Annotated in this window: 20 protein-coding genes; 3 read left to right on the plus strand and 17 right to left on the minus strand. The window is 32.0% G+C overall.

All coding sequences use genetic code 11. The annotated features are described in order from the left end of the window. Window positions 1–305: 305 nt before the first annotated feature. The 5 genes from bsdtb5_RS14030 to bsdtb5_RS14050 form a co-directional block, all read right to left on the minus strand. On the minus strand, window positions 306–2,213 hold the full coding sequence (locus tag bsdtb5_RS14030; RefSeq protein WP_271712601.1) for a glycoside hydrolase family 13 protein: 1,908 nt from the start codon (window positions 2,211–2,213) through the stop codon (window positions 306–308). Window positions 2,214–2,257: 44 nt separating this feature from the next. Beyond that, on the minus strand, window positions 2,258–4,651 hold the full coding sequence (locus tag bsdtb5_RS14035; protein ID WP_271712602.1) for a glycoside hydrolase family 31 protein: 2,394 nt from the start codon (window positions 4,649–4,651) through the stop codon (window positions 2,258–2,260). 29 nt (window positions 4,652–4,680) lie between these two features. After that, window positions 4,681–5,568, minus strand: a complete 888-nt coding sequence (locus tag bsdtb5_RS14040) for a carbohydrate ABC transporter permease (RefSeq protein ID WP_271712603.1) — start codon at window positions 5,566–5,568, stop codon at window positions 4,681–4,683. 11 nt (window positions 5,569–5,579) lie between these two features. Next, entirely contained in the window at window positions 5,580–6,470 is an 891-nt protein-coding gene (locus tag bsdtb5_RS14045; protein WP_271712604.1) for an ABC transporter permease, read from the minus strand. Between the two features lie 206 nt (window positions 6,471–6,676). Then, a complete protein-coding gene (locus bsdtb5_RS14050; RefSeq protein ID WP_271712605.1) occupies window positions 6,677–8,398 on the minus strand; it encodes a type 2 periplasmic-binding domain-containing protein in 1,722 nt (573 codons plus the stop codon). A 259-nt stretch (window positions 8,399–8,657) separates the two neighbouring features. On the opposite strand from bsdtb5_RS14050, the gene bsdtb5_RS14055 reads away from it, so the two are divergent. Beyond that, window positions 8,658–9,677 carry a LacI family DNA-binding transcriptional regulator gene (locus bsdtb5_RS14055; protein WP_271712606.1) on the plus strand — a complete coding sequence of 340 codons (1,020 nt, stop codon included), beginning with the start codon at window positions 8,658–8,660 and terminating at the stop codon, window positions 9,675–9,677. Between the two features lie 70 nt (window positions 9,678–9,747). On the opposite strand, the gene bsdtb5_RS14060 is transcribed toward bsdtb5_RS14055, so the two are convergent. From bsdtb5_RS14060 to bsdtb5_RS14070, 3 genes are all read right to left on the minus strand, one after another. Further along, complete coding sequence (locus bsdtb5_RS14060) at window positions 9,748–10,419, minus strand: hypothetical protein (protein WP_271712607.1); 672 nt, start codon at window positions 10,417–10,419, stop codon at window positions 9,748–9,750. 331 nt (window positions 10,420–10,750) lie between these two features. Beyond that, window positions 10,751–12,025, minus strand: coding sequence for a 2-hydroxycarboxylate transporter family protein (locus bsdtb5_RS14065; protein ID WP_271712608.1), 1,275 nt, complete (start codon window positions 12,023–12,025; stop codon window positions 10,751–10,753). 30 nt (window positions 12,026–12,055) lie between these two features. Then, a complete protein-coding gene (locus tag bsdtb5_RS14070) occupies window positions 12,056–13,228 on the minus strand; it encodes an NAD(P)-dependent malic enzyme (RefSeq protein WP_271712609.1) in 1,173 nt (390 codons plus the stop codon). A gap of 247 nt (window positions 13,229–13,475) precedes the next feature. On the opposite strand from bsdtb5_RS14070, the gene bsdtb5_RS14075 reads away from it, so the two are divergent. Both bsdtb5_RS14075 and bsdtb5_RS14080 read left to right on the plus strand, forming a co-directional pair. After that, complete coding sequence (locus bsdtb5_RS14075) at window positions 13,476–15,125, plus strand: ATP-binding protein (RefSeq protein ID WP_271712610.1); 1,650 nt, start codon at window positions 13,476–13,478, stop codon at window positions 15,123–15,125. Then, the gene (locus tag bsdtb5_RS14080) at window positions 15,122–15,811 is read left to right on the plus strand and encodes a response regulator (RefSeq protein WP_271712611.1); all 690 of its coding nucleotides are present in this window, start codon (window positions 15,122–15,124) and stop codon (window positions 15,809–15,811) included. The genes bsdtb5_RS14075 and bsdtb5_RS14080 overlap by 4 nt, the downstream gene beginning before the upstream one ends. A 125-nt stretch (window positions 15,812–15,936) precedes the next feature. On the opposite strand, the gene bsdtb5_RS14085 is transcribed toward bsdtb5_RS14080, so the two are convergent. The 9 genes from bsdtb5_RS14085 to bsdtb5_RS14125 form a co-directional block, all read right to left on the minus strand. Further along, entirely contained in the window at window positions 15,937–17,109 is a 1,173-nt protein-coding gene (locus tag bsdtb5_RS14085; protein ID WP_271712612.1) for a serine hydrolase domain-containing protein, read from the minus strand. A 221-nt stretch (window positions 17,110–17,330) separates the two neighbouring features. After that, the gene (locus tag bsdtb5_RS14090; RefSeq protein ID WP_271712613.1) at window positions 17,331–18,248 is read right to left on the minus strand and encodes a hypothetical protein; all 918 of its coding nucleotides are present in this window, start codon (window positions 18,246–18,248) and stop codon (window positions 17,331–17,333) included. Window positions 18,249–18,530: 282 nt separating this feature from the next. After that, the gene (gene tsf, locus bsdtb5_RS14095) at window positions 18,531–19,457 is read right to left on the minus strand and encodes a translation elongation factor Ts (protein ID WP_271712614.1); all 927 of its coding nucleotides are present in this window, start codon (window positions 19,455–19,457) and stop codon (window positions 18,531–18,533) included. Between the two features lie 112 nt (window positions 19,458–19,569). Continuing rightward, the gene (rpsB, locus tag bsdtb5_RS14100; protein WP_271712615.1) at window positions 19,570–20,295 is read right to left on the minus strand and encodes a 30S ribosomal protein S2; all 726 of its coding nucleotides are present in this window, start codon (window positions 20,293–20,295) and stop codon (window positions 19,570–19,572) included. A gap of 236 nt (window positions 20,296–20,531) precedes the next feature. Continuing rightward, window positions 20,532–21,194 carry a hypothetical protein gene (locus bsdtb5_RS14105; protein ID WP_271712616.1) on the minus strand — a complete coding sequence of 221 codons (663 nt, stop codon included), beginning with the start codon at window positions 21,192–21,194 and terminating at the stop codon, window positions 20,532–20,534. Window positions 21,195–21,209: 15 nt separating this feature from the next. Further along, the gene (locus bsdtb5_RS14110) at window positions 21,210–21,995 is read right to left on the minus strand and encodes a DUF6115 domain-containing protein (protein WP_271712617.1); all 786 of its coding nucleotides are present in this window, start codon (window positions 21,993–21,995) and stop codon (window positions 21,210–21,212) included. Window positions 21,996–22,072: 77 nt separating this feature from the next. After that, a complete protein-coding gene (locus bsdtb5_RS14115; protein WP_271712618.1) occupies window positions 22,073–22,390 on the minus strand; it encodes a hypothetical protein in 318 nt (105 codons plus the stop codon). Between the two features lie 129 nt (window positions 22,391–22,519). Further along, a complete protein-coding gene (locus bsdtb5_RS14120) occupies window positions 22,520–24,124 on the minus strand; it encodes a DUF342 domain-containing protein (protein WP_271712619.1) in 1,605 nt (534 codons plus the stop codon). 20 nt (window positions 24,125–24,144) lie between these two features. Beyond that, window positions 24,145–24,912, minus strand: a complete 768-nt coding sequence (locus bsdtb5_RS14125) for a FliA/WhiG family RNA polymerase sigma factor (RefSeq protein WP_271712620.1) — start codon at window positions 24,910–24,912, stop codon at window positions 24,145–24,147. Window positions 24,913–24,951: the final 39 nt, after the last annotated feature.

Raw genomic sequence — 24,951 nt, forward strand, 5'->3', positions numbered from 1 at the left:
TAGCTATAAATAAACGCAAGTATCTTTTTGCACACTATATTTTATCACATAATTTCTATAATGTACAATTGATTTCCATTATTCTTTCTTAATTTTTCTTATTATCTTAAAATAATTCAGCTATTTTTTTAAAAAAGATTAATCTCATTTAATTTTCACTTATCCTCATGAAAAATGGCTTAACGATTAATCGTAAAGCCATTTAAACTATTAGTATTCTACACTATTATATGACAAATTTCAAGTAATTTGTATTTTGATTTTTTCTTAAATAAAAACCTTATTCTTAATCATTCTACGAAAACTTACTCTAGGCGAATCCGAATCATATAGCTCTGATGCGCAGGTACTGTAAATTTTAACATTCCATTTATCAACTCTAGATTAATATGGTTTCCAAAGCATTCTTCCATAGTTACCATCGTACCTAGTCCAAAATATTTTAATGGCAAAGTAACTTCTTGTTCGATTAAGTTGGTGGAACAAATCACAAAGATAACTTCTTTATCAGTAAATCTAGCATATGAAAAGACATATGCTTCATCATATACAACTAAAAATCCACCATCACTTAAAGCTTCTGAATTTTGTTTTAACATTGCCAGTTTTTGATACAATAGATAATTATCTCGTTTATCTTCTGTCAATTCCATATTCCAATCCATTGGATAACGGTATCCCTCATTATCAGTAATTCTTCCATCCAATAACCTCTCATCACCATAATAAATATTAGGCGCTCCAGGTAACGTAAATAGCATCATAACCGCTCCACGATATTCCATTGGATGAACTTGTTCATTATTATATAATCTAGAGATGTCATGACTGCCTAGTAAATTAAATAATTGGTTACACATTGAAAATGGTATTCTTGAATAAAACTCAATGATACGATTCTTCAATTGGCACGCTTTCATTTTCACCTGTACACCTCTTAGTATATCATTTCTTACATTAAATAAATCTGTCTCTCCGAGAAATTCTCGAATAGGTCTTGCACATGCAAAATAATTCATCGTTGAATCCCATTCGTCTCCTCGAAACATTTCAGAACAATCTGCCCAATCTTCTGCCAGTATCAAAAGGTCTGGTTTCTCCTTCTTTAATTCTTTACATAATTCTCTCCACACCTCATGATAAAGATCAATCGTTTCATTTCTAGCCATACAATCCGCGACATCAAATCTCCATCCATCGATATTATATGGTGAGTGAATCCATTTTTTTAAAACAGAATCATAATCTTTGTATATGATTTTTCTCAAATCTTCGGAAGTATAATTTAGCTTAGGCATTGTCTTAACTCCGACCCAAGTATCATAATGATTCTCTTCATCAAAGAAATAAAACTCGCGTTCCTTTGCATCTTTATTTTGAAAAGCACCAACATTAGCTTCATAAAACTCATTGTCACGGTTAAACCAAATACTCGCTGAACTTGTGTGATTAACGGATATATCAAGTATCAGCTTCATATTTCTCTTATGTAGCTCATCGGATAATTGAATCAACGCATCATCCCCTCCAAGATGAGGATCAACTTGAAAATAATCAATACAATCGTATTTATGTACCGATGGAGATAAAAAAATGGGATTTAAATATATGGCAGTCACTCCAAGATCTTTTAGATAATCCAATTTATTAATAATACCGTATATATCTCCTCCATAGAAATCAACACCATGACTTTCTTCCCAATTAGCTGCAGGAGTGTTCCAGTTTTTTATTTCTTTTGTCTTATACCCTTGATAACTATACTCTCCATCTTTTACACTTATTTCTGTTCTTCCATTACAGAATCGTTCTGGGAATATTTGGTAAAATACACTTTTCTTTACCCAGTCCACTTTCTTATAATCCACTAATATAATAAAATCTCTTGATTCATCTGGTATGTAATCAGTTATTCGGTATTGAGTGTAGTAATATATAGCATCCTTTGTTACTAAATAAAACTGATATTGTAATCTTGCTTCTTTTACTTTTACATCACAAGTGTAATAAATAAGCCCTTTCTCGTTCCTACAAAGTTTCATGGTATAGAGTTGTTCTATTCCAAATTCCTTAACTCTTAATAGTACATTTGAAATATCCGTATTTTCTAACATTCGTAATTGAATGGATATTGTCTCTCCTTTTTTCGGAAAGGGGTTACTTACATAATATTTTGATCCATCCGAATATACACTATCTAGCCATTGATTCAATTTATAGCCTCCCATTCCTTTTTATCCCTCCAATATTTATCGTTTTAATGATCTTGTGCAAGTAATACTTCGCTAATTGCACCATACAAATCACAAGGTATCTCTAATGTATTAATAGAACTCAAAACACTTTCTATAGAATCATTTTGAAGCCAAGACATAATCATTTCCTTTAAAAAGAAATCTATTTCTGCATGATCTAAAATTTCAAAGCATAGTTCTTTTACGTTATTATTCGCTAAACTCATACCATCAACGAACTTAATTCTTATTTCTTGGTTTGTAGCTGGTATATCTTTAATGAATATTTCGTTATGTAAGGAATCCCATTGATACTCTAAATCTATTAGACTCTCTTTATTAAGCATAAGAATTTTACTAGGTCTTTTAAATCCTTTCATTCTCAATTGGTACCTTCTGTCTTTTGGAATTACATTCATATCTCCTATTGGTTTTTGAATGATAAACTCTGCTTCTTTTTGATAATCTAAGATCATCTTAGTCATTGCAAAGTGTCCTTGTTCATAATCCATACTTATACCATCATCTTCATACAATGAAAACTCTCCATCAGCACCAGCTGCGACACATATTTCAATGCATTCTGGATTGGAAGTATCATTTAGATTCTCATTATTAACCACTAATGGAATTATGGCACCCGCTTTCATGAATACAGGTATATTCTCCTTATTACGATATATATGCATTCTTCTCTTTCCCTGATATATTAAGCCTGTAAAATAATCAATATAAATACTCTCTGGAAACCAAAAATTCACATTAGCCATTTTACTCTCTTGGTTCACCTTAGAGGTAATCGGTAATACGATTAACTCAGATCCAAAAAAATATTCATTTGGGCAGTGATATGCTGACACGTCTTCTGGATACTCATAATACATTGGAACAATGAGTGGGATTCCATTTGCATGTGTTCTATAATTCATTGAATATATATAAGGAATCATTTTATGGCGCAATCTCATATACCTGCTAATAATCGCTTCTGCCTCATAACTATAATTCCATGGTTCTTTATGATTAAATACACTCGCTGAACTATGTAAACGCATTATAGGTGAAAATACCCCAAACTGTACCCATCGTACCTGGAGCTCTTCTTGATATTTTCCTAACATATGCCCACCAATGTCGTGACTCCACCAACAGTATCCTACATTTGATGCTGTCGCTGTAAAATATGGCTGAAAGTCTAAGGAAGCCCATGATATAATAGAATCACCTGAGAAACCAACTGGATATCTGTGACTTCCAAGATCTGCGTAACGAGACAATATAAGTGGCCGTTTTCCATTTGTACTATTATCTAAATAATGATAATGATTTAATATCCATAACGGATCTAACCCTGATAGTTTCGTATCTTCTCCCTGCTGCCAATCAACCCACCAAAAATCAACACCCTGTTCCTCCAATGGATGATGTAGAAATTCAAAATATGCTTCCATAAATTTTGAATCTGCAGCATCAAAGTCTATCGTCTCATTCTTCAATATATCATATCCTAAATATTCTGCTATTTCTTTATATTTTGCCTCATAAGGTCTTACCCCTTGTGCTGGATGAACATTAAGCGTAATCTTAAGATTTTTAGCATGGAGCCATTTAAGTAATTTTTCTGGTTCTGGAAATAATTCTTTATTCCAAGTATAACCCGTCCATCCACTTAAATACTTCTCTTCTACTTGTGTTATATGCCAATCCATATCAATTACCGCCACGGAAAGCGGAATATTATTTTCCTCAAAGGTTGTTATTAGCTTCCTGTATTCCTCTTGCGTGTATCTATGGAACCTACTCCACCAGTTTCCTAAAGCATATCTAGGAAGTAACGGTGGCATCCCAGTCAGATGATAAAAATCTCTGATACACTCTTTATATGAATGTCCATATCCGAAAAAATAGCAATCAAAATGATTTTGTGGGCGTGCCTGTATGATACCCTCATCGTTAATCAAGTAACTTTTACTATCATCAAGCAAAGTATATCCTTGTCTGGATATCATCCCCTCGCCTAATTCTTTACTACCATCAACTTCATCTAAAGTTCGTAAGGTTCCTTTTAAAGTTTGATAAGGATCACCATAATGCCAAATTTCTAGTGGTGTGCCATGTTCTGATATCGTTTGTATCTTTAAAGTCCCTTTCGAAAACATGTAGCCTTTTTTATACTCTAATTTGAATCCTTTGGTTTGTATTACAATATATTCTCCATCTTCAATCAATTCATATTCTAGTTCTGGGAAGTCACGACACCAAACTGTCTGAGATGGTAAATCCACAAAATGATCTTCTGAATTATATTCCATTCGTACTAAGTAATCAGTAAGTACTGTGAAACGATAATTCACTCCTTTTATAATACTGGAGGTATTGCTTTTCGCCGCTGTTTTAATTTGATAAATTGCTTTCATGAATCTCCTCCACATTTTATTCAATTTCTTTATTCTTTTACCGCTCCTACAACAAGACCTGTTGTAAAATACTTCTGTAATACTGGATATATAATAAGTAAAGGAACAACTGAAATAACGATTTTAGCTGAGTTAAGCGTTCTTGTTGATATTAACAGATACTGCTTTAATTTCTCAATATCCGTTACCTTTGATAAATCAAATTGAGCAGATATTAATTGTATATAAGTCTGTAGTGGATAATTCGTTGTTTTAGAGATATACAAAATACCACTAAAATAATCATTCCAATGTCCAACAATACAAAACAAACAGATTGTTGCAAGACAAGGTTTAGATGCTGGCAAGAACACATGATTTAATACCTGTATAGGATTCGCTCCATCAATTTCAGCAGCTTCTTCTAACGATTTTGGTACACTACGAAAAAAGTTCATTAATAATATAACATTACCAACGCCTACTGCTCCTGGAAGGATTAGTGACCATATAGTATTTAATAATCCAAGTTTATTTACTACCATAAATAATGGAACCATACCACCACTAAACAACATTGCAAACAGTACAAATTTCATGTAAATACCTTGTGCATGGAATTCTCTCTTATTCTTAGATAATGGATAGGCCATTGTGATAACAAATAAAAGATTCAAGGACGTTCCTAATATTACACGAATAATAGATATCATAAACGATCTCCAGAGTTGATGATCCTCAAGAATTTTATGATATGCATTCAAGGTAAAATCAACTGGGAAGATACCAACTTTACCTGCTGTTGCAGCTGCACTGCTACTAAATGAGGTTGCAACCACATTCAATAGTGGTAGCAAACATAATAACGTAAGCACAAGTATTATGAAATATATAATAACATCGGCTATATGTATTCTTTTTCTTTTTTTAACCTGCATATTTCTCCCTCCTAAAACATCGTACGATCAGAGAATGTCGTAACAAGTTTATTAGCAGTCGCTATTAAAATTGCACCAATAACTGATTTAATCAAACCAATTGCTGTAGCCAAACTATATTGCCTTTGTAACATACCAACGCGATATACATAGGTATCAATAATATCACCTGATTGATATACTAATGGGTTATATAGATTAAATATTTGATCAAAACCTGCATTTAGAATATTAGGAAGGCTCATAGTTGTCATAATTAAGATGATTGGTAAAATACCTGGTATGGTGATATGAATTAATCTCTTCCATCGATTCGCACCATCTATCGATGCAGCTTCATACAAACCTGGATCTATACCAGTTAATGCAGCCAAATAAATAATTGATCCATATCCAAACTCCTTCCAACTTTCTGTTAATATCATGATTGGTCGAAACCATTTGTTGCTTCCCATGAACATAATGGGACTAATATGGAATGAAGACAACATTGCATTGATAGGTCCATCGTATGAGAATATATACTGTACTACTGTCGCTAAGACTACCCAAGATAAAAAGTGTGGTAAATATACAATTGTCTGTACTGTTTTCTTAAAAACCTTTTTTCTAATCTCATTTAATAACAAAGCAAAACTTACCGGAATAATTATTCCTAAAATCATTTTTCCTAAAGCAATAATTATTGTATTTATAAATATTTGCTTACTGTCTGGAATGGTAAAAATAAACTTAAAATTATCCCAATTTACCCACCTTGATTTAAAGATTCCTTTTGCTGGAATATAATTTTGAAAAGCCATTATAATACCAAACATAGGTACAAAAGAGAAAATAAATAGGCAAACCATTCCTGGAAACATCATAGCATGATAATATAATTGTTTTCTTGATTTATGCATTTTTCATCTACCTGCCTTATAATTTAAATATGACATACAGAAATGAATAAGAAATTGTTCTATTTCTGTATGTCAGACTTATAAATTATGACTCAAAGTCATATGCCAATTCATCTTTTAAGCACACAAAGAATAACTGTTTTATGATTTAGCGTTTCAATATCTCAAAATCAAATTCATATCCTTTTACAAAATTGTATATAAATTTATTTAAGAGCATCGTTAACTTCTTTTGTAATTTGTTCTCCACCTGCCTTCATCCATTTATCAACAAAGGTATCAAAGTAATCAACGCTCTTCTCATTTGTAAGAATCTTTAACATCGTCTCTTTCTCCATCTTTTCTAGTGTCGACCACATAAGTGGCATGGAAGGAGTCTGATCAAAGAACACTGGTTGAATTATGTTGACTGGAGTATCATGCATAAGTTTACTTGAAACCATACGTGCATTATAGTTTAGCCAATCAGTTGAATCTGCTTTCTTTCCTTTCTTAACTGCATCGAGATATTTTTTACATGACTGATATAATGTATTTTCATACATAATCATATCTTTTGGATCTCTTTTTCCATCAATTGCTTCACTAATGTGTTCATAAGCTAATGATGCAGCATTATAATAATCAAATCCTCCAATAGGGTCTACTCCATAAGCATGATTTACATAGTCCAGATATTCTTTTGCTATATCACTAGTATCAGTATAAGAAGAAGTTCCTTGATTATAATCCAATGATATATTAACAGCTTTTACTAATACTTCTGGATGTTTATATCCTTTTCTTACAACCTTATACATCTGGTTTGGATTTCCTGCAAACATTGTTACTTTTCCATCTGAACCAGCTGGTACTATATAAGCCCTCCAGTCAACATTATTGTTTAATGTATATGAAGATTCCAATGCATATGGTGCCCACCAGCCACAGAATAAAGCACCACATTGACCTGATGATACTAACGCTGTAATATCGTCATATTTTCTAATAGCAACTTGTGGATCAATTAAGCCTTTCTTATACCAATCAGATAGTACCTGTAATCCTTGTTTCATCTCTGGTTGAACGGATCCATATACTGCTTTATTGTCTTTTTCAATCCATTGTTTTGGGCATGCCCCAAAGTATGTAAAGATATTATTTGCTTGATAAGCTTGTGCATATCCGCCATAATATATATCAGGGTTTAGTGCTAAACCTATTGTTTTACCTGCACCATTGTTACCTGGATCTTTGGTTACGAATTCTTGTAAAATATGTTCAATATCTTCAATTGTCTTTGGCTCTTTAAGATTTAATTTATCCATCCAGTCGCCTCTTAACCATAACATTTCTTGGCCCGCAGATATTGATGTTACAGGAATTGCATATAACTTTTTATCAAAAGTAGCCATTTTAAGTGATTTATTATCATTGGATGCATAGATTTTCTTCATCAGATCACTTGCACAGTTTTTATAACTATCTGTAAGATCCTCTATCATGTCATTCTCAATAAGTTCTTTTAACGTTTTATAATCTACGCTCATGATATCAGGAATTTTTCCTGTTGTAATTGCCATAGATACTTTTTGGTTATAATCATCGCCATCAACAGCTTCGAATGCATTTTTATTCTGAATATTTAATTTATTTTTATATAATCTTGTATATCCATTATTTTCAGCATTATCACTACTTCCTTTTGGATAAGCTACACTCGCATTAACTTGCATACCAATAGTGTATTGAACTTCCTCTGGATATGGCTCATATGGAGTTGTCCTTGCTAATTCCCATGGATCTTTTGATTTTGATTCTGAAACTGAATTCTTACCTGCTACATCTTTGGTGTCGTCTTTCTTATTTGAGCACCCAGTAAATAAACTCACGGTCAAACATATCGTTGTTGTAATAACAATAAATTTTTTGAAAATATTTCTTTTCATAAACCATCCTCCTTAATTCTTATAAATATTTGTTTAACGTTAAACCACACTTACAATATAATCCCTATTCTAATATTTGTCAATTATTTTTTAAATTTTTTTCCAATTTTGGTAATATTGATGATTGATATTTATATTTTAGCATGTTAAACTTGTTTTATACCTAAATTTTAAACTAAAATTGAGTTTAATGTTAAACTTATTTTAACCAAATTATTTTACCGTTAAACCAATTAACAGATTGAGAGGAAATTAATCAATGGCCACTTTAAAAGATATTGCTATAGAAGCCGGTGTCAGTATAATGACAGTTTCGAATGTAATTAACGGTAAACATTCGAAGGTATCTGACCAGACTATAACATCAATACAAGAATTAGTAAAAAAGTATAACTACGTACCGAATCTTAGTGCTCGAAGCCTTTCAAAGAAGTCTTCTAAATTAATTGCAATATTTATCAATTCTTATGAAGCAAAACAAAACCTCTTTAAAGACCCATATATTAGTGAATTATTTGGTGAATTAGAATCTTTGATTCGTCAATCCGGTTACTATGCAATTATAAGATCTGTAGAAACAGTAGAAAATGTTTCTACCATCTTACATAATTGGAACGTAGATGGTGCTATATTCATCTCTCAGCAACCAAAAGAAGCTATGAATGAAATTCTTGAGCATAGTAAATGTCCTATTGTTTTCATCGATAGTTATAATAATGATAATCCAAAAGCCATTATGGTTGGAGTTAACGATTATAAAGGTGGATATATCGCTACGAAATATCTAATATCGAATGGACATCGCAAAATAGCTTTTGCTGGATGCTATAGCGAAACTAACGAAATTGTAAGCCAAAGATACCAGGGTTATCGCAAAGCGCTTGAAGAATCAAATATACCGTATGTGGAAGAAAACCTAATTAATACCTTTACACGTTATGAAGATGGTATTAATATTGGACGCGATATGGCAAACCATAACTATGATGTTTCAGCTGTCTTTGCTGCCGCAGATCTACTTGCACTTGGTATAATAGAAGGGGCAAGAATCAATGGATGTGTAGTTCCTAATGATTTATCCGTCATAGGATTTGATAATTTAGACTTATGTTCACTTGTAACACCAAAACTTACTACGGTATCTCAGGATGTAAAAAAGAAAGCAGAATCAGCAGTGAATCTATTACTTGATGCAATCAATCAGGTTGATATTCCTTCCCAAAATATCACTTTAGATGTGCAATTAGAAGTTCGACAGACCGTTCAGAAAAAAGTATAATATAAAAGACCGCCCAGTTTAAAACGTTTAAACGTTTTAAACTGGGCGATCTTTACATGTTTTGAATTATTTATTTTGCTACTTTTTTAGCTTTTTGTAGCTTTATTCCTGTGATGATATATCCATTAGATGATTTATTGGTTGTTTTTTGAATTGTAAACTTAGTAACACCATAATAATCTTTTTTCTTAGTACCGACTTCTCGGAAATATGTCTCTACATATACATGAAACGTTTTCTGGTTTACTTTTGTTATTTTTAATACTTTCATACTAGGTGCATAAGTACCCCAGTCACCAACCATTGTTGTTATTGCACCACCACTTACAACACTAATAAATTCTCCATTTTTATTCATTTGTTCTTGTGCTGTCTTACTATCATAGGTATTTAAAGTAGTTAAGTTTGGCTTTTTACCAAATAATAAATTTGTTCTTTTTATAATTCCTTTTTGGGTAGCAGTAGCAATATCACCCAAGTTCGGTTCATAATAATTAAATCCAGCAATATTTAAAATATTCTTATCTGTTAATTGAACTGTTTTTTTCTCTCCATTCTTTAACAAATAGATATATTGATATCCAGTCCAATCATTTAATTCATTTACCAATTTTGTTACTTTCTTGGTTTCTTTAAAGCTTTTAGTTACATTTTTTTCTGCTGCTGCGCTCGTTGTTACTGGGATACTTGTAACACACAGCATAAATAACAGTGATACAATAAATACTAATTTCTTTTTCATAAATAACTCTCCTTCTATTAACATTTAGATGATATTTTTCCATTTCACAGTGTTTCATTATAGCACTGCATATATTTGATTTCTACTAGTAAATTGACAAAAATATTTAATATAAATAGATTAATTTTATCTAATTGTCTAAATCCTTTATTGTAATTTCTTATTTCTTGCTTATTTATTATTTATCTCTTACTTTTTTCTTACAACTTATAGCTCCAATACATACACAAAAACATGTAAATACTATATATTATCCATAGTACTTACATGTTTTAACTTTTATTAGGATATTTTTATCATAGTGTCAAAGAAATACTATTTATGCTCTATATTAGCCAAAGATCTGAATCATAAAGCTCGAAATAATTAATATTAACGCTCCACCAATTCTTGTAGCCATCTGAGCAAATGGGATTAATTCCATACGATCCGCTGCTGATAGTACTGCAATATTTCCAGTACCGCCCATACTATTGGTACAAAGTCCTGCTGTGATTGCGGATTCGATTGGATAGAATCCAACTAATTTACCGCCTATTGCAGAACACAAGGCTACTGTTAAAATAATTGAAACACAGATCATCAGATAGGAAGGAGTTATGGAAGCTCCTAGTAGCTTAAGATCTAGTAATGTAACACCAATTCCTGCTAATAGAGCTGTCGTAAGATTCTTCATAACGAATTGACTCCATTGTACTGCTGCCTGTTCATATTTTTTTGGAATAATTCCAGCCACTTTACAAATAACTACAATTATAATCATAAAAGCATACGCATGCACATTAGGAATGAACTTATTAACTAATACACCCACCGCAAAGAAAGCGATTGATACTAATAGTCCTGTTCCCATCATTATGTAATCAAGTTTATTTTCTGCCACTTCTTCATCACTATGTGAATTTGTTTTCATAAGTTGACCATTACCACTTAGATTTGGCTTTACATTACCTAATTTTGCAAGTAATGCCGCACAGATAATTGCCAAAACATTACCAAGTGCTGACGCTGGAATCATACGAGATATTATGGCAGCTGACTGAATACCTGTAGCATTCGCATATATACCTGATAACGGAATAACTCCAGCTCCCATTCCACCACTCATCATTGGCATCGCAATATAAAGAATAGAATCTGCAAAACCATGACCTAATAGCATACCAACAAGACCCGACATTAGTATTGCACATGCCATCGAAATAAAGGAAACAGGTAAAAATCGTACTGCTGCTCTAATTAATAACTTACGATTCATTCCTAATATACTGCCCGTTATTAGCGCTGCGATATATAAATCTAAGAAACCTACACCATTCATGAAATTTTCGCAGTTGGTTACTACACTGGATGGTATTAAATTAAAAGTTGCTAACGCAGAGGATGCAAAGATACAAAAAACCGCTCCACCGCCCAAATAACTTTTCACAATTGGTAAATTATTACCTATTGTATTAAATAACCCGCCTAAAACCATAAGGATTGCTAAAGCCCCCATCATATTGTTTGGAAGCATTTCTAAGTGTGCCATTCCTAATATTAATGCTGATATCAAAAGATAGATTGGAAGACTTATTCCACTAATTTTAATATTTTTTAAATTCATCTATATTCCCTTTCTTGCCAATTCACAAGATTATTCTTTCGTAATTCCTAGTTCTTTTGCTGTTTTTGCTACCGCTTCTGCTACTGCTACTGATACTCTCTTATCAAAAGCTCCTGGAATGATATATTCTTCGGTTAACTCTTCTTCGGTTACGATTGATGCGATTGCTTTTACCGCAGCAATTTTCATTTCTTCTGTAATATCTGTTGCTTTCGCATCTAAGGCACCTCTAAAAATTCCTGGAAATACTAAAACATTATTTATTTGATTAGGGAAATCAGAGCGTCCAGTTGCCATTACTCTTACTCCACCTCTTTTTGCTTCATCAGGCATAATCTCTGGAGTTGGATTTGCCATTGCAAAGATTATAGAATCTTTAGCCATTGTTGAAACCATCTCAGCTGTTACTATATTAGGTGCTGATACTCCAATGAATACATCTTTGCCTTTCATAATCTCAGCTAGTTTACCACTTTGTTTTTCTTTATTTGTAATCTCAGCCATTACTTTTTGAGCATCATTCATCCATTCTTGTCCTGGTACCAATGCTCCTTTTATATCAACGAGAACAACATCATATACTCCTAGTGCTAATAATAGTTTACAGATTGATATTCCTGCTGAACCAGCACCATTAATAACAACTTTTGCTTCTTCCATCTTCTTACCAACTAATTTAAGTGCATTAATTAATCCTGCTGATACTACAATTGCAGTTCCATGTTGGTCATCATGAAATACTGGGATGTCTAGTTCTTCTTTTAATCTTCTTTCAATCTCAAAGCATCTAGGTGCTGAGATATCTTCTAAGTTAATTCCACCAAAAGTTGGAGCGATATATTTAACAGCTTTAATAATTTCTTCTGTATCTTTTGTATCTAAACAGATTGGAAATGCATCAACTCCAGCAAATTCTTTAAATAGTACTGCTTTTCCTTCCATAACAGGCATTGCTGCTTCTGGTCCGATATCTCCTAGTCCTAATACCGCAGTACCATCCGTAACAACTGCTACAAGATTACCTTTTGCTGTATAGCGATATACATCTGCTTTGTTATCTCTTATTCTTCTACAAGGTTCAGCAACACCTGGTGTATATGCTGTACTTAAATCCTCTCTATTTTTCACTTCAACCTTTGAGAATACACCTAATTTTCCTTTGTTCTTTTCATGCATTTCTAATGCTAATTTGTTATAGTCCATTATTATCTTCTCCTTTTCTATTGAAACCATCTAACAATAAAATATCACATTTTAGATAAAATAAAATATTTACTAACTAAGGAAAGACTTTAGAAAGTAAAGAAAATTTACTTTAGGTTTCTTTTCTAATATAATGGTAAAGAAAAGAGCGCTATACCGCCGATTTGAACTATTTGATAGAATTATGAGTTATCACATCAATAAACTTGATGTTTCTACTGCTTTCATTTCCAGAAAGGATTACTACATGAAAAAAGAACATTATATTAAGGAACTATTAACCTATAAGATAAAGCACCCCTTATCGATTATGAACAAAATACTCATTACCCATATTAGCTTGATAATATTTATCTTGTTAATTGTAAGTACTTATATGATAACGAACGAATTACAAACACTGGATCATAATATCAAAGATAAGATATTAAGCTTATCAAATATATTATCAAAAGATACCAGAATAGTGAATGCACTGGAAGAAAATAAAGATAGCAAAAGCTTAAATAAATATCTTGACGAATTACATTCTGAAAATATCGATATCGACCTAATTGTTGTGGTAAATAAAGAAGAAAAGCGTATCTATCATCCAGATAAAGAAAAGATAGGAAAAGAATTTTCTGGGAATGATGATCAAAAAATATTAGCTGGTTCTCTTCCATATGTAACTGATGGAAAAGGTAGCGCACATTATCAAAGACGTGCCTTTTCTTCTGTAAGAGACAAGGATGGCAATGTACTTGGATTCGTAATGGTAAGCGCATATCTTTCTACCATAAATAATCTTCACCAACATATTATATTAAATTGCTTCATTTTATTCATTGTTTCACTTTTAGGCGGTATCTTGTTCTCTTATCTTGTATCCCAAAATATCAAGAATACCTTATTGGGACATGAACCCGATAAATTTATTAAGCTGTATTTGCAAAAAGAAGAGGTATTAGAATCCTTGGAAGAAGGTATTATTGCGATTGATCAAACAGGAAAATGTATATTTGTTAACAAACCAGCGAAGAAAATGTTAGTAAACCACTCTTACCAGGAGGAGGAACAAATTATAACAAATTTTATCAATCGGCATCTACTTCCTGTACTTTCAAGTAAAAAAGCTGAATATAACCTTATGCTTAATATGAATGATATTTCTATTATCATGAATAAAATACCTATTATAGAAAATAATCAGTTATTTGGTGTTGTAACACTGTTTCGGGACAAAACTGAGGTAACTCAATTAGCAGAAGAATTGACAGGCGTGAATCATATCATGTCAGCATTACGTGCCAATACGCACGAACACATTAACAAACTACATGTAATCCTTGGTTTATTACAAATTGGGGAAACAAAGATGGCTATGGACTACATATCAAATGAGTCCGCTAAAGTGGAGGATGGGTACTATAAAATTATACAAAAGATTAAGAACACAACTATTGCTGCACTAATTCTTGGTAAAATAAGTCGTGCCAATGAATTAAATATTCATATGAAGATTCAAAAAGAAAGCTTTCTAGATGCAAACACCCCCTACTTATCAACCAATGATCTAGTAACTATCATCGGTAACTTAATAGAAAATGCAATGGATGCTGTAAAAGATTGCGAAGATGTAAAAGAGATCAACCTCTTTCTGCAAAGCAATGAAGAAGGTATTACCATCGTAGTTGATGATACTGGAATTGGAATGAGCAAAGAACAAATTGAATTAATTTATACTACTAATTTTACCACAAAAGAAAAAGGTCATGGAATTGGATTAAAACTAATTAAAAATATCGTAGAGCGATGTGATGGTATTATCGAAATTGAGTCAGAACCTCATATCGGTACTTCATTTACCATAATTTTTAACAGAAAACCAAGAACTTATATGGAGGAATTCCAATGATAAAAGTTATTATAGTGGAAGATGACTTAATGGTCGCATCCATTAACCAACAATATGTATTAAATACGCCTGGAACCAAGGTTATCGGATCGTTTCATAACGGAAAAGATGCACTAGCTTATATTGAAAAAAAGCCTGTTGACTTAATCATACTAGATGTCTATATGCCCAATATTTCTGGATTGGATCTTCTAAAAAAAGTTAGAGAAATGAATCACCCTACTGATATTATTATGGTTACTGCTGCTAACGATACGAATAGTCTTGATATAGCCTTAAAACTTGGAATTGTTGATTATTTAATCAAGCCTTTTAAATATGAGCGTTTTAAACAAGCAATGGATAAATTCCTTCTTAAAAATAAGATTTTAAAATGTGGAAAATCTTTTAAGCAAGAAATGATTGATGATTTAATAAGTTCCTCGGTTCAACTAGCAACGCTAAGCCATACAACACCTCTTGAAAAAGGATTACAAGACAAGACATTAAATCTTTTAAGAAATCAGCTTGCCTTAAATAAAGATTGCTATTTAACAAGTGAAGAATTATCCTCTCTTTCGGGGGTCTCCAAGGTTACTATTCGTCGTTACATGAATTACCTGATTGAGATGAATGAAGTTATTAGCGAGGTGGATTACAAAACAGGTGGTAGACCTAGTATAACTTATAAATATCTTTCTGATTAGATTAGGATTGGATGTGAAAGGATAAGTAAAACTAATATATACTCCTTATAAGAAAAGGAAGGTGTCAAAATAAAAGACGCCTTCCTTCTAAAACTTTCCTATCTATATTTCTATAATTATCACACTTATTCTATCCCCGACCATATAATATTGGCTACATTTCTTAATGCATGCGCATACCAATCACCTTCATAAAACTGAGATGCCCACGCTGCAACTACCTTTTCTTCATAATCCACCATGAGACAACAAGTTCCAAATCCTTCATGATAAATTGTTCCTGGCGTTACTAATTGGGATAGACATCCCTCTTGCATAATTTCTGGCCCTAACCCATATGGATGAGGAACACCTGTATCGCCCCAACAATAACTTTTCACCTCAGGATGTGTATGTACTTTACGCATTGTTTCAAGCGCTTTTCGACCGATAATTCTTTTACCGTTATACATACCATCATTTAATAACATTGTCCCGAACTTTACCAAGTCTCTACTAGTAGAGAAAATACCACCACCAGTCTTAGGTATTATATCCCACTTATTCTGTTCACAAATCTTTTCCGACCTAAGTCTTTCTATATCTTTTCTTACACGTTCAGTTGGACTATTATAACGGTCAATCAATTCATACCTTCTACCAAAACAAGTATCCGTCATCTCACATGGATCAATAATATACTTCTGAATATAATCACTACTAGATTCGCCACTAACTCTCGCAATCACTTCCCCCAAAAGTAGGTATCCCACAGATGAGTAAGCCCATTCTCTCCCTATCTCATTTGGCATTCCTTTCTTGAGCACAGCTTCTATCCATTTAATTGGCTCGTCCTCATCGATTAAACTCCACCATGGCACATAGTACTTATCTTCATGAGCACCTTGATCTTCTACAAGTCCCGATGTATGCGTTAACAGATGAGCAACATGAATCTTATTATATGGTGGAGTATTCATTTCTTCTATAAAATCTCCAACACTTTGATCCAATCTTAATTTACCATCTTCAAATAATTTAAGTATTGCTACTGCAGTAAATAACTTTGTTACAGATGCTATTTGAAAAATAGAATTTGGTTCAAATGCTCTTTCATCCTCCTCTTTGAAGGATAACTTTCCCATAGCAACATCAGCAAATATTTTATTATCTCTGGAAATACAATAACTACCTGATACTAGTTCCTTTTTCTCTATCATTTTAAGAAAATGATTGTTTAAAACATCTAAACGTTCTTTTTGATATCGTACTTCATCTAAAGTATAAGGTGTGTCTGCTTTTATTATTTGATTTTTCATATCCTGTTCGATAGATTCATGTTTGATTCATTAATTCTACAAACACTGAAATCTAACATATCCCCTTTCAAATATAGTGTAATACGCGATAGAAATTTTAAAATGTTAAATGAATTCTTCTGCTTCCTTCTTACCTTCTATCATATATTAATATACTATTTATTTCCAGAGTAGATTTCATTTTTAATATATATTTGTCATATAATATTCCTTACTTTACACTATTTATATTTAACTACTTGAAAATTGTTATATCCATCCTCTAAATTCTTAAAATACTCTGGGTTAACATAATACTTCCTCCCCCATGATGATACTATAAATCTTAAATCATCTGTAATTCCAGTAACAGTCATAGCATGGCCACCAGCATCATTACGAACAATATCTCCTAATTCATTTTCCAAAGTTATAGGCCTTATAGCAATTATGATATCTACTTTTTTAGAATATTCGCTGTAATTTTCCAGTGTTATTTGTACATCACTTTGAACATCCACATCAATTCCATGATCTTTCATATACATTTCCCACCTATATTCCCTCGAATCCATTGTGGTCCCATCACCTTTTGTATTAGATTGATCCTCATCGTTATCCATATGATCCCAATAAAAGAATAAAAAACTTTTTTGATTATGATTATCCGTTGCGGCATAATAATCAGTTATTAAATACTCAAAATTCAGATGTTTTTCACCACCTTTATCTACCGTGCACATTGGAAATCCAAATTTCTTTTCAAATTCTTCTTCTCGCCCTTCATAATTTTTAAATAAAGTATTTACCATTGCTACATAGCCACAACCTTCACTATTAAGCTTTTCAAGATAATCTTCAATTTCATCTTTTGACATATTGGGAAAATATTTTTTGACAATATCTATTAATGTATCATCATCCTTAGCCCGTTTTGCTGGTCCTCCTTGATTTCCACCATACTCTCCTTCAACTCCAAAAGTTACAACCCTACCATCCTTATTCGCTTGTATATTATTTTCAATAAGTCCGTAATAATCAAGGATGCTTTCTTCGCAGCTATCGTATTTATCCGCTGCCAAACCTAACGTATCTTTCATTATAAAATGGTTATGTAATTCATTAGCTGATTTACACATCATTTTAGTATCATACTTCATATATTCTCCTCTTCTTTCAATATATAAAAAGTATCACATACAATCATATTTTCCTATATGAAATATGTACTACATGTCAATTCAGATACAATGCACCTCCCACTCCAACACTTTACAAAGAGCCACACTATGTATAAAGAGGAGTGTAATATATATTCTACTTAAAACGCATAAAAACCCTTGAAAACATTTGTTTTCAAGGGTTTTCTGCTAATATATTCAGGGTATTATAATCCCATTTGTTTTGCAAGCTTCCACGAAGAAGTTGCTGCTACTTTGTGATTATAGTCCCATTTGTTTTGCAACTTCTTCGGCAAAGTTTTCTTCTTTCTTTTCGATACCTTCGCCAGTTTCAAAACGTACAAAGCTCTTAATAGTGATTGTAGTATTGTTTTCTTTAGCAACACCATCAAGATATTTTTGAACTGTTAAATCACCATCTTTAACGTAAGTTTGATCTACAAGACAAACTTCTTTTAATTCTTTATTTAAACGACCTTCGATCATTTTTTCAATGATATTTTCAGGTTTTCCTGGATTTTCATTAGTAGCTTGAGCTTTTAAGATTTCTTTTTCATGTGCAATATAATCTTCTGCAACTTCTGCTCTAGTTACATATTTAGGTGCGATTGCAGCGATTTGCATTGCAACGTTTCTAGCTGCTTCTTTTACAGCATCGTTAACAACAGCAGTTTCAACTTCAACTAAAACACCGATTCTACCTTCACCGTGTAGGTAAGATTGAACGAATCCTGCTTCAGTTGTTACTTTTTTGAATCTTCTGATGTTCATGTTTTCACCAATTACAGCTACTTGAGAAGCTAATTCTTCTTTTACTGTTTTTGATGAATCTAATGACCATGCTTCACTTAAGAATGTATCAATATCTTCTGTTTTAGTCTTAGCTGCTTGAGCGGCAACTGCTGCAACGAAGTTTCTGAAAGTTTCATTCTTAGCAACAAAATCTGTTTCTGAGTTAACTTCTACGATTGAAGCAACTTTTAAGTCTTCGCTAACATTAGTAGCTACGATACCTTCTGCTGCAATTCTTCCAGCTTTTTTAGCTGCTGCTGCAAGACCTTTTTCTCTTAAGAATTCTACTGCTTTGTCCATATCTCCGTCTGTTGCTGCAAGCGCTTTTTTACAATCCATCATTCCTGCGCCAGTCATTTCTCTTAATTCTTTTACCATTGATGCTGTAACTGCCATCGTAATCCCTCCAGATAATTTATATTTTTAATTTCTAATTACTTATTTTATATGATTACTAAGAAAATGCTTCAACCTAAATAGGTTGAAGCATCATAACACTTTATAAGAATTATTCAGCTGCTACTTCTTCTGCAACTTCATCATTCATTTGTGTTCCTTGGTTTGCTTCAATAACTGCATCAGCCATTTTTGCAACGATTAATTTAACTGCTCTAATAGCATCATCGTTACCAGGAATTACATAATCTAATTCTTCTGGATCACAGTTAGTATCTGCAATACCGATTAATGGAATACCTAAAGTATGTGCTTCTTGAATACAGATTCTTTCTTTCTTAGGATCAACAACGAAGATTGCATCTGGGATATCTTTCATATCTTTGATACCACCTAAGTTCTTTTCTAATTTTTCTTGTTCTTTCTTAAGTTCAATTACTTCTTTTTTAGGAAGAACAGCAAATGTACCATCTTCTGCCATAGTTTCGATTGCTTTAAGACGAGCAATTCTACCTTGGATTGTTTTGAAGTTAGTTAGCATACCACCTAACCATCTTTCATTTACAAAATACATTCCACAACGTTCAGCTTCTGATTTTACAGAATCTTGAGCTTGTTTTTTAGTACCAACAAAAAGGACTTTACCACCGTTAGCAACTACATCTTTAATTGCATAGTAAGCTTCGTCTACTTTACCAACTGATTTTTGTAAGTCGATGATGTAGATACCATTTCTTTCTGTGTAGATGTACTCAGCCATCTTAGGGTTCCATCTTCTTGTTTGGTGACCAAAATGTACACCAGCTTCAAGTAATTGTTTCATTGAAATAACGCTCATAATATACCTCCATTTGGTTGTCTACTTCCGCATGTGTCATATTAATAAAAGACTATTTTACATAATATTTTTTTATAAAATAGCACCCTTTTAGAAATCAACATGCGTGCAATTTAACGTATAGATTGTATCATATTTCTTTTTCATTAGCAAGCAAATTCTAATTTTTTATTAATATTCGTTATTATTCAGCTATTGTCTTCATAATGTTCCAGAATATACAATGTAATAACAGATTAATGATTTGTTATCATCTGTGCTATCTCTTTTAATGTTGTTTGCTTAGGAATCTGATATTCACCAGTCCGTATATCCTGCTGCCAATCCCTAGCTTCTAGAAAATCAAGAAACGATTTTTCATTATCAATAATTCCCTTTTTAACTAGAAGTTCTGCCACTGAACTCGAATACATTCCTGGTTTTATTACAATAATAATTGAATTGCTATCTGTTTTTGTTTTCTTTTCAGATGTTTTACTATTATTCTTATTTGATGTTATATCATTATTGCTATCTTTTTGATTACTTGCTATATCTGTATTCGTTTGTTTACTAGTACTATTTGCACTTGCTTTTTTTGAATCAGTAGTTGTTTTATTAACACTATTGGTATTATCTTCACTTTTTGTATTTGTATTCGCAGAATTTGCTGTATTCCCTTGATTGGATGCTTGTTTTTCTTTTGAATTATTAACCGTTTTATTATCAGTATCCGTATCTAAAGCGCTTAAATCGACGTCATTATTATCTTGATACTCCATACCTATGTTTCTTGCCTCTTTAACAATTTCTTCTTTTGACATTTTTCTAGCACCAGATGTATTAAAAAATATAGTCAGTATAAACGTTGTAAATATAATTCCCGCTCCTAAGCCTCTCATAAAGTACTTTAATTTCATATCTTTACCTGTGCCTTAACCTTTCATACCTTTAAATAAATCAATTACAAGCTTAACTTCGCCTTGCCCCAAATCTAGCTGTTTCGCTATATCAACAACCGTCATTCCTGATTTGTATAAATCAAGAATCTTTCCATTGTTATTCTGTTCGTTTTGAATGGATAACAAAGCGTCTACTTCTTCGTTTCCATGTAAATTTGCTTGGTTTACAGAATGCAATTTAGAAGATTTTGCATTTCTTTTTCTCTTACGATTGTTTTTTGCTTGATTTATCCCATTTTCTAACACTCGTCCAGTTTCAATTGTTTCTGTAGAAACTGTACTTTCTTTTACCGTACTAGAATGAACTATATTATTTGTATCACGATTATTATTAGAAGTATTATCCATACTTTTTGTGACTATATTCTCATTAACCTTAGAATCAGGTATTTCATGTTTCATATTGCTCTTAAGGTCATTATATTCTTTCATAATAGCTTTTAATTCATTTTCTTTTTCAGCTAGCATGTGATACATGAAGACTACTTCTTCATGATTCTGATTAATCTTTTCTAATACTTGATCTGAATATTCACTTACTGCAATTATTTTTTCATTGGATATCTGACTAAGTTCATCGTCTACTTTTACTACAATCTCATCAGCATTTTCTGATATTTTTTTTTCTAAACTATGCATCATAAACTGCCTACCCTCATCAGTCATGTTGCTCATATTCAAGAAATCAGAATCTAAGGTATTTCCTTGACCAGACGTGAGTTTTTCACTTGCAAAATAACTAACAAAGATTAAAATCAAACCTATAACCACCAAAAAAACTATAAATGGTTGCATTTTTATACCTATGCCTTTCACACTATATAATTAACATTTTTCTATATTTTAATATCAAAATTACTTAATTTAATCTGTTTATCTTCTTCTTTTTTAGTTTCAGATTTCTTCTTCTTTTTGTTATCATTTTGGTTATAGTATGTACTATTTCCTTTTTCTTTAGCATCATAGCGGTATTCATTATTTTCTGTCTTATTTGTTTTTGTTGTCTGTTGACTATTATGCTTAATTTCCTGATTAAATTGAGTACTTATTTGGTTTTGTTCCGCTGCAAGCTTCGTTGTTTCGATATGTTTATATTGTGATGCTTCTTGCGATCTTGGTGCCATAGATATCATATCTAACTGTGTTATTGGCATAGAAGTCCTCCCTTACATTATTTATTATAAAATTAATAAGTTTTCATATTACTAACTATCTTCCTATGCAATATTCTAAGATAATGCAATATTCTATGATAATGCAATTATCTATGATAACGAAATTATCTATGATAACGCAAGAACTTTAATTTCCGCGCCTTCTCTAACAAACTGACAATACGTCAATTCATTTCTAATATAGTATATATTACTTGATATTTCAATTTTAACACCCGGAAAAACAGTACCTTCAATTTTAATTCTTCCATTACCACTACTTGTTAACGTACTTTTTAGTAATTGATATCTGGTTTTCACTTCATTTATTTTTTCATTCAGATACTCATTTGTTTTCGATGAAGCTTGTATATATTCTATTTTATCAGGGCTAATTTTTTCACCCATATCTTTCTTCTTCTTAAATAAAGATAAAATCTGTACCATTTTTTCTTTTTCAGTCATTAATTCAACCAATTGCTTTTCAAGATTATGTAGTTCTTCCATATGACTAGGATCAGCACCAACTTCTAACTTGGTTACTGTACCCATAACAGAACCGGCAGTTTTAACAGAAATCATTGTACTAGATTTTATTTCACCACCTACAACAAAACCTCTTTTTCCTCCAACTGTAATATCACCTTTCGCATATACTTTACTTAGCATAATTGCTTCAGTTGTGAGATATCCTCCTGCTTGTACGGTTGAATTTTCAATAAATTTTGTAACTATATTTCCCTCCGCAGTTAGACTTCCTCGATTCATACCTTGAATACCACGTTTTAGAATAATATGTCCGCCTGCGATTAATGTAGCACCTTCTACAACACCATCAACCACGATATCCCCTTTTGCTTTAATTGAATATCCACTGATTACGTTGCCTTTTACTGTTACATTACCATCATATTCAATATCACCAGTTGATGTATCTACGTCAGCTGCCACTTCAAAAGTATTTGATACAAATACTTTATCATCTTGCACTGATGCATGTCCAGATACCTCAGAATACATAACTAATTTATCTTCTGATAAGTGAATATTTTTACCATGTTTTAAAACCTTTTGTATTACCTTTTTTTGCTTAATTGCCCTACCTAATATATCCATACCAGCTTCACCATAATCTGCTGGCGTCAACTTTGCTAAGATATCTCCCGCATTTACATGAGATATCACATCTAACTGATGGAAATCTACTGTTCCATCTTCATTCATTTTTGGTTTTTGCGTTAAATCAGTTTTAAAAAAATACTCAATATTTGCATTTTTCCCTTCAACCACTTCTTTTGCATTTGCCATAGGAATGTTACAACAATATTGACGATTTAATAAAAACTTACCTATATTCTCTTCATTAATACCGTATTTAACACCAGCATGAACTAGCTCACTAATTATATCATCTTTACTTAAAAGCTTACCATTATTCGATGGTGGATAAAATCTTCCGATTGCTTTTGTTGCATCCTCTGATATCTTTATAACTACTTGTTCATTCACATGTTCAATAACATTATTACACAATTTAACTTCTACAATATTTGATATTACATGTAGTTCTTTATTAATAGCAACAATGTCATAATCTAAATTTTTCACTTTTCCTAAGTAGCTATTAATTTCTTCTATCGTAACATTTCTACCACCATTTTGTGCTGGATATATTATTAAATATGTTCCATCATCTTTTAAAATAAGCTTAAAATATCCATGTTTATAAGCCATGCTAGTTCCCCCTAATAGTGCTATACACTAAATAAAATCTCCATATTATTTCCTAGTTTTTGTTTCATCTTCTGTAATGCTTTAGTATGAAGCTGGGATATTCTTGATTCCGATACTTCTAACAATAAGCTAATCTCTTTTAATGTTAGTTCTTCATAATAGTAACATATGATAACTTTCTTTTCCTTCTCAGTTAAAGAATCCAACGTATTCTTTAATATTTCTTTTAGTTCTTGTTTCTCCATAACCCTTTCAGGTTGCTCAAAATGTGAATTCGAACGTGCTTCCATGCGGACTTCGCTACCTTGTTCTAAAAATTCATCTAAAGAAACTAAATTAGACACTTTTGTTTGATTTTGCCATGTTTCTAAATCTTCTAAGGATATTTCTAATTCTGCAGCTAGCTCTTCAGAAGAAGCACCTCTTCCTAATTCTAGTTCTAGCTTATGATTTGCTGTATCAATCTTTTTTTGTTTCAAACGTAAAGTTCTAGGTATCCAGTCCATTTTACGTATTTGATCTAAGATTGCACCTCTAATTCTTAAGCTGGCATAAGTCTCAAATTTTACCCCTTTTTGATAATCAAACTTATCAATTGCATCTATAAGACCGAAGATACCATAGCCAACCAAATCATCATATTCTACGTTATATCCTAAATACATACTAAGTCTTCCTGCTACAATCTTTACAAGATTTGCATACTCTACTATAATTTTTTCCCTAATCTTAGAATTCCTTGAAACTTGGTATTCTTCCCACAATTTATTTCTACTCTCTTCATTCATAATTGCCTCCAAGAAACAATAAAATTATCTTTCATTGTC

The organism is Anaeromicropila herbilytica (assembly GCF_016591975.1).
GTDB classification, from domain to species: domain Bacteria; phylum Bacillota; class Clostridia; order Lachnospirales; family Lachnospiraceae; genus Anaeromicropila; species Anaeromicropila herbilytica.

What these genes read in the sequence shown, in the direction of transcription:
- bsdtb5_RS14055 (WP_271712606.1), top strand. Translation starts at nt 8,658, where the DNA reads ATGGCCACTTTAAAAGATATTGCTATAGAAGCCGGTGTCAGTATAATG.
- bsdtb5_RS14125 (WP_271712620.1), bottom strand. Translation starts at nt 24,912, where the DNA reads ATGAATGAAGAGAGTAGAAATAAATTGTGGGAAGAATACCAAGTTTCA.
- bsdtb5_RS14080 (WP_271712611.1), top strand. Translation starts at nt 15,122, where the DNA reads ATGATAAAAGTTATTATAGTGGAAGATGACTTAATGGTCGCATCCATT.
- bsdtb5_RS14115 (WP_271712618.1), bottom strand. Translation starts at nt 22,390, where the DNA reads ATGCCAATAACACAGTTAGATATGATATCTATGGCACCAAGATCGCAA.
- bsdtb5_RS14045 (WP_271712604.1), bottom strand. Translation starts at nt 6,470, where the DNA reads ATGCATAAATCAAGAAAACAATTATATTATCATGCTATGATGTTTCCA.
- bsdtb5_RS14070 (WP_271712609.1), bottom strand. Translation starts at nt 13,228, where the DNA reads ATGGACTATAACAAATTAGCATTAGAAATGCATGAAAAGAACAAAGGA.
- bsdtb5_RS14040 (WP_271712603.1), bottom strand. Translation starts at nt 5,568, where the DNA reads ATGCAGGTTAAAAAAAGAAAAAGAATACATATAGCCGATGTTATTATA.
- bsdtb5_RS14035 (WP_271712602.1), bottom strand. Translation starts at nt 4,651, where the DNA reads ATGAAAGCAATTTATCAAATTAAAACAGCGGCGAAAAGCAATACCTCC.
- bsdtb5_RS14090 (WP_271712613.1), bottom strand. Translation starts at nt 18,248, where the DNA reads ATGAAGTATGATACTAAAATGATGTGTAAATCAGCTAATGAATTACAT.
- bsdtb5_RS14085 (WP_271712612.1), bottom strand. Translation starts at nt 17,109, where the DNA reads ATGAAAAATCAAATAATAAAAGCAGACACACCTTATACTTTAGATGAA.
- tsf (WP_271712614.1), bottom strand. Translation starts at nt 19,457, where the DNA reads ATGGCAGTTACAGCATCAATGGTAAAAGAATTAAGAGAAATGACTGGC.
- rpsB (WP_271712615.1), bottom strand. Translation starts at nt 20,295, where the DNA reads ATGAGCGTTATTTCAATGAAACAATTACTTGAAGCTGGTGTACATTTT.
- bsdtb5_RS14050 (WP_271712605.1), bottom strand. Translation starts at nt 8,398, where the DNA reads ATGAAAAGAAATATTTTCAAAAAATTTATTGTTATTACAACAACGATA.
- bsdtb5_RS14060 (WP_271712607.1), bottom strand. Translation starts at nt 10,419, where the DNA reads ATGAAAAAGAAATTAGTATTTATTGTATCACTGTTATTTATGCTGTGT.
- bsdtb5_RS14105 (WP_271712616.1), bottom strand. Translation starts at nt 21,194, where the DNA reads ATGAAATTAAAGTACTTTATGAGAGGCTTAGGAGCGGGAATTATATTT.
- bsdtb5_RS14065 (WP_271712608.1), bottom strand. Translation starts at nt 12,025, where the DNA reads ATGAATTTAAAAAATATTAAAATTAGTGGAATAAGTCTTCCAATCTAT.
- bsdtb5_RS14075 (WP_271712610.1), top strand. Translation starts at nt 13,476, where the DNA reads ATGAAAAAAGAACATTATATTAAGGAACTATTAACCTATAAGATAAAG.
- bsdtb5_RS14120 (WP_271712619.1), bottom strand. Translation starts at nt 24,124, where the DNA reads ATGGCTTATAAACATGGATATTTTAAGCTTATTTTAAAAGATGATGGA.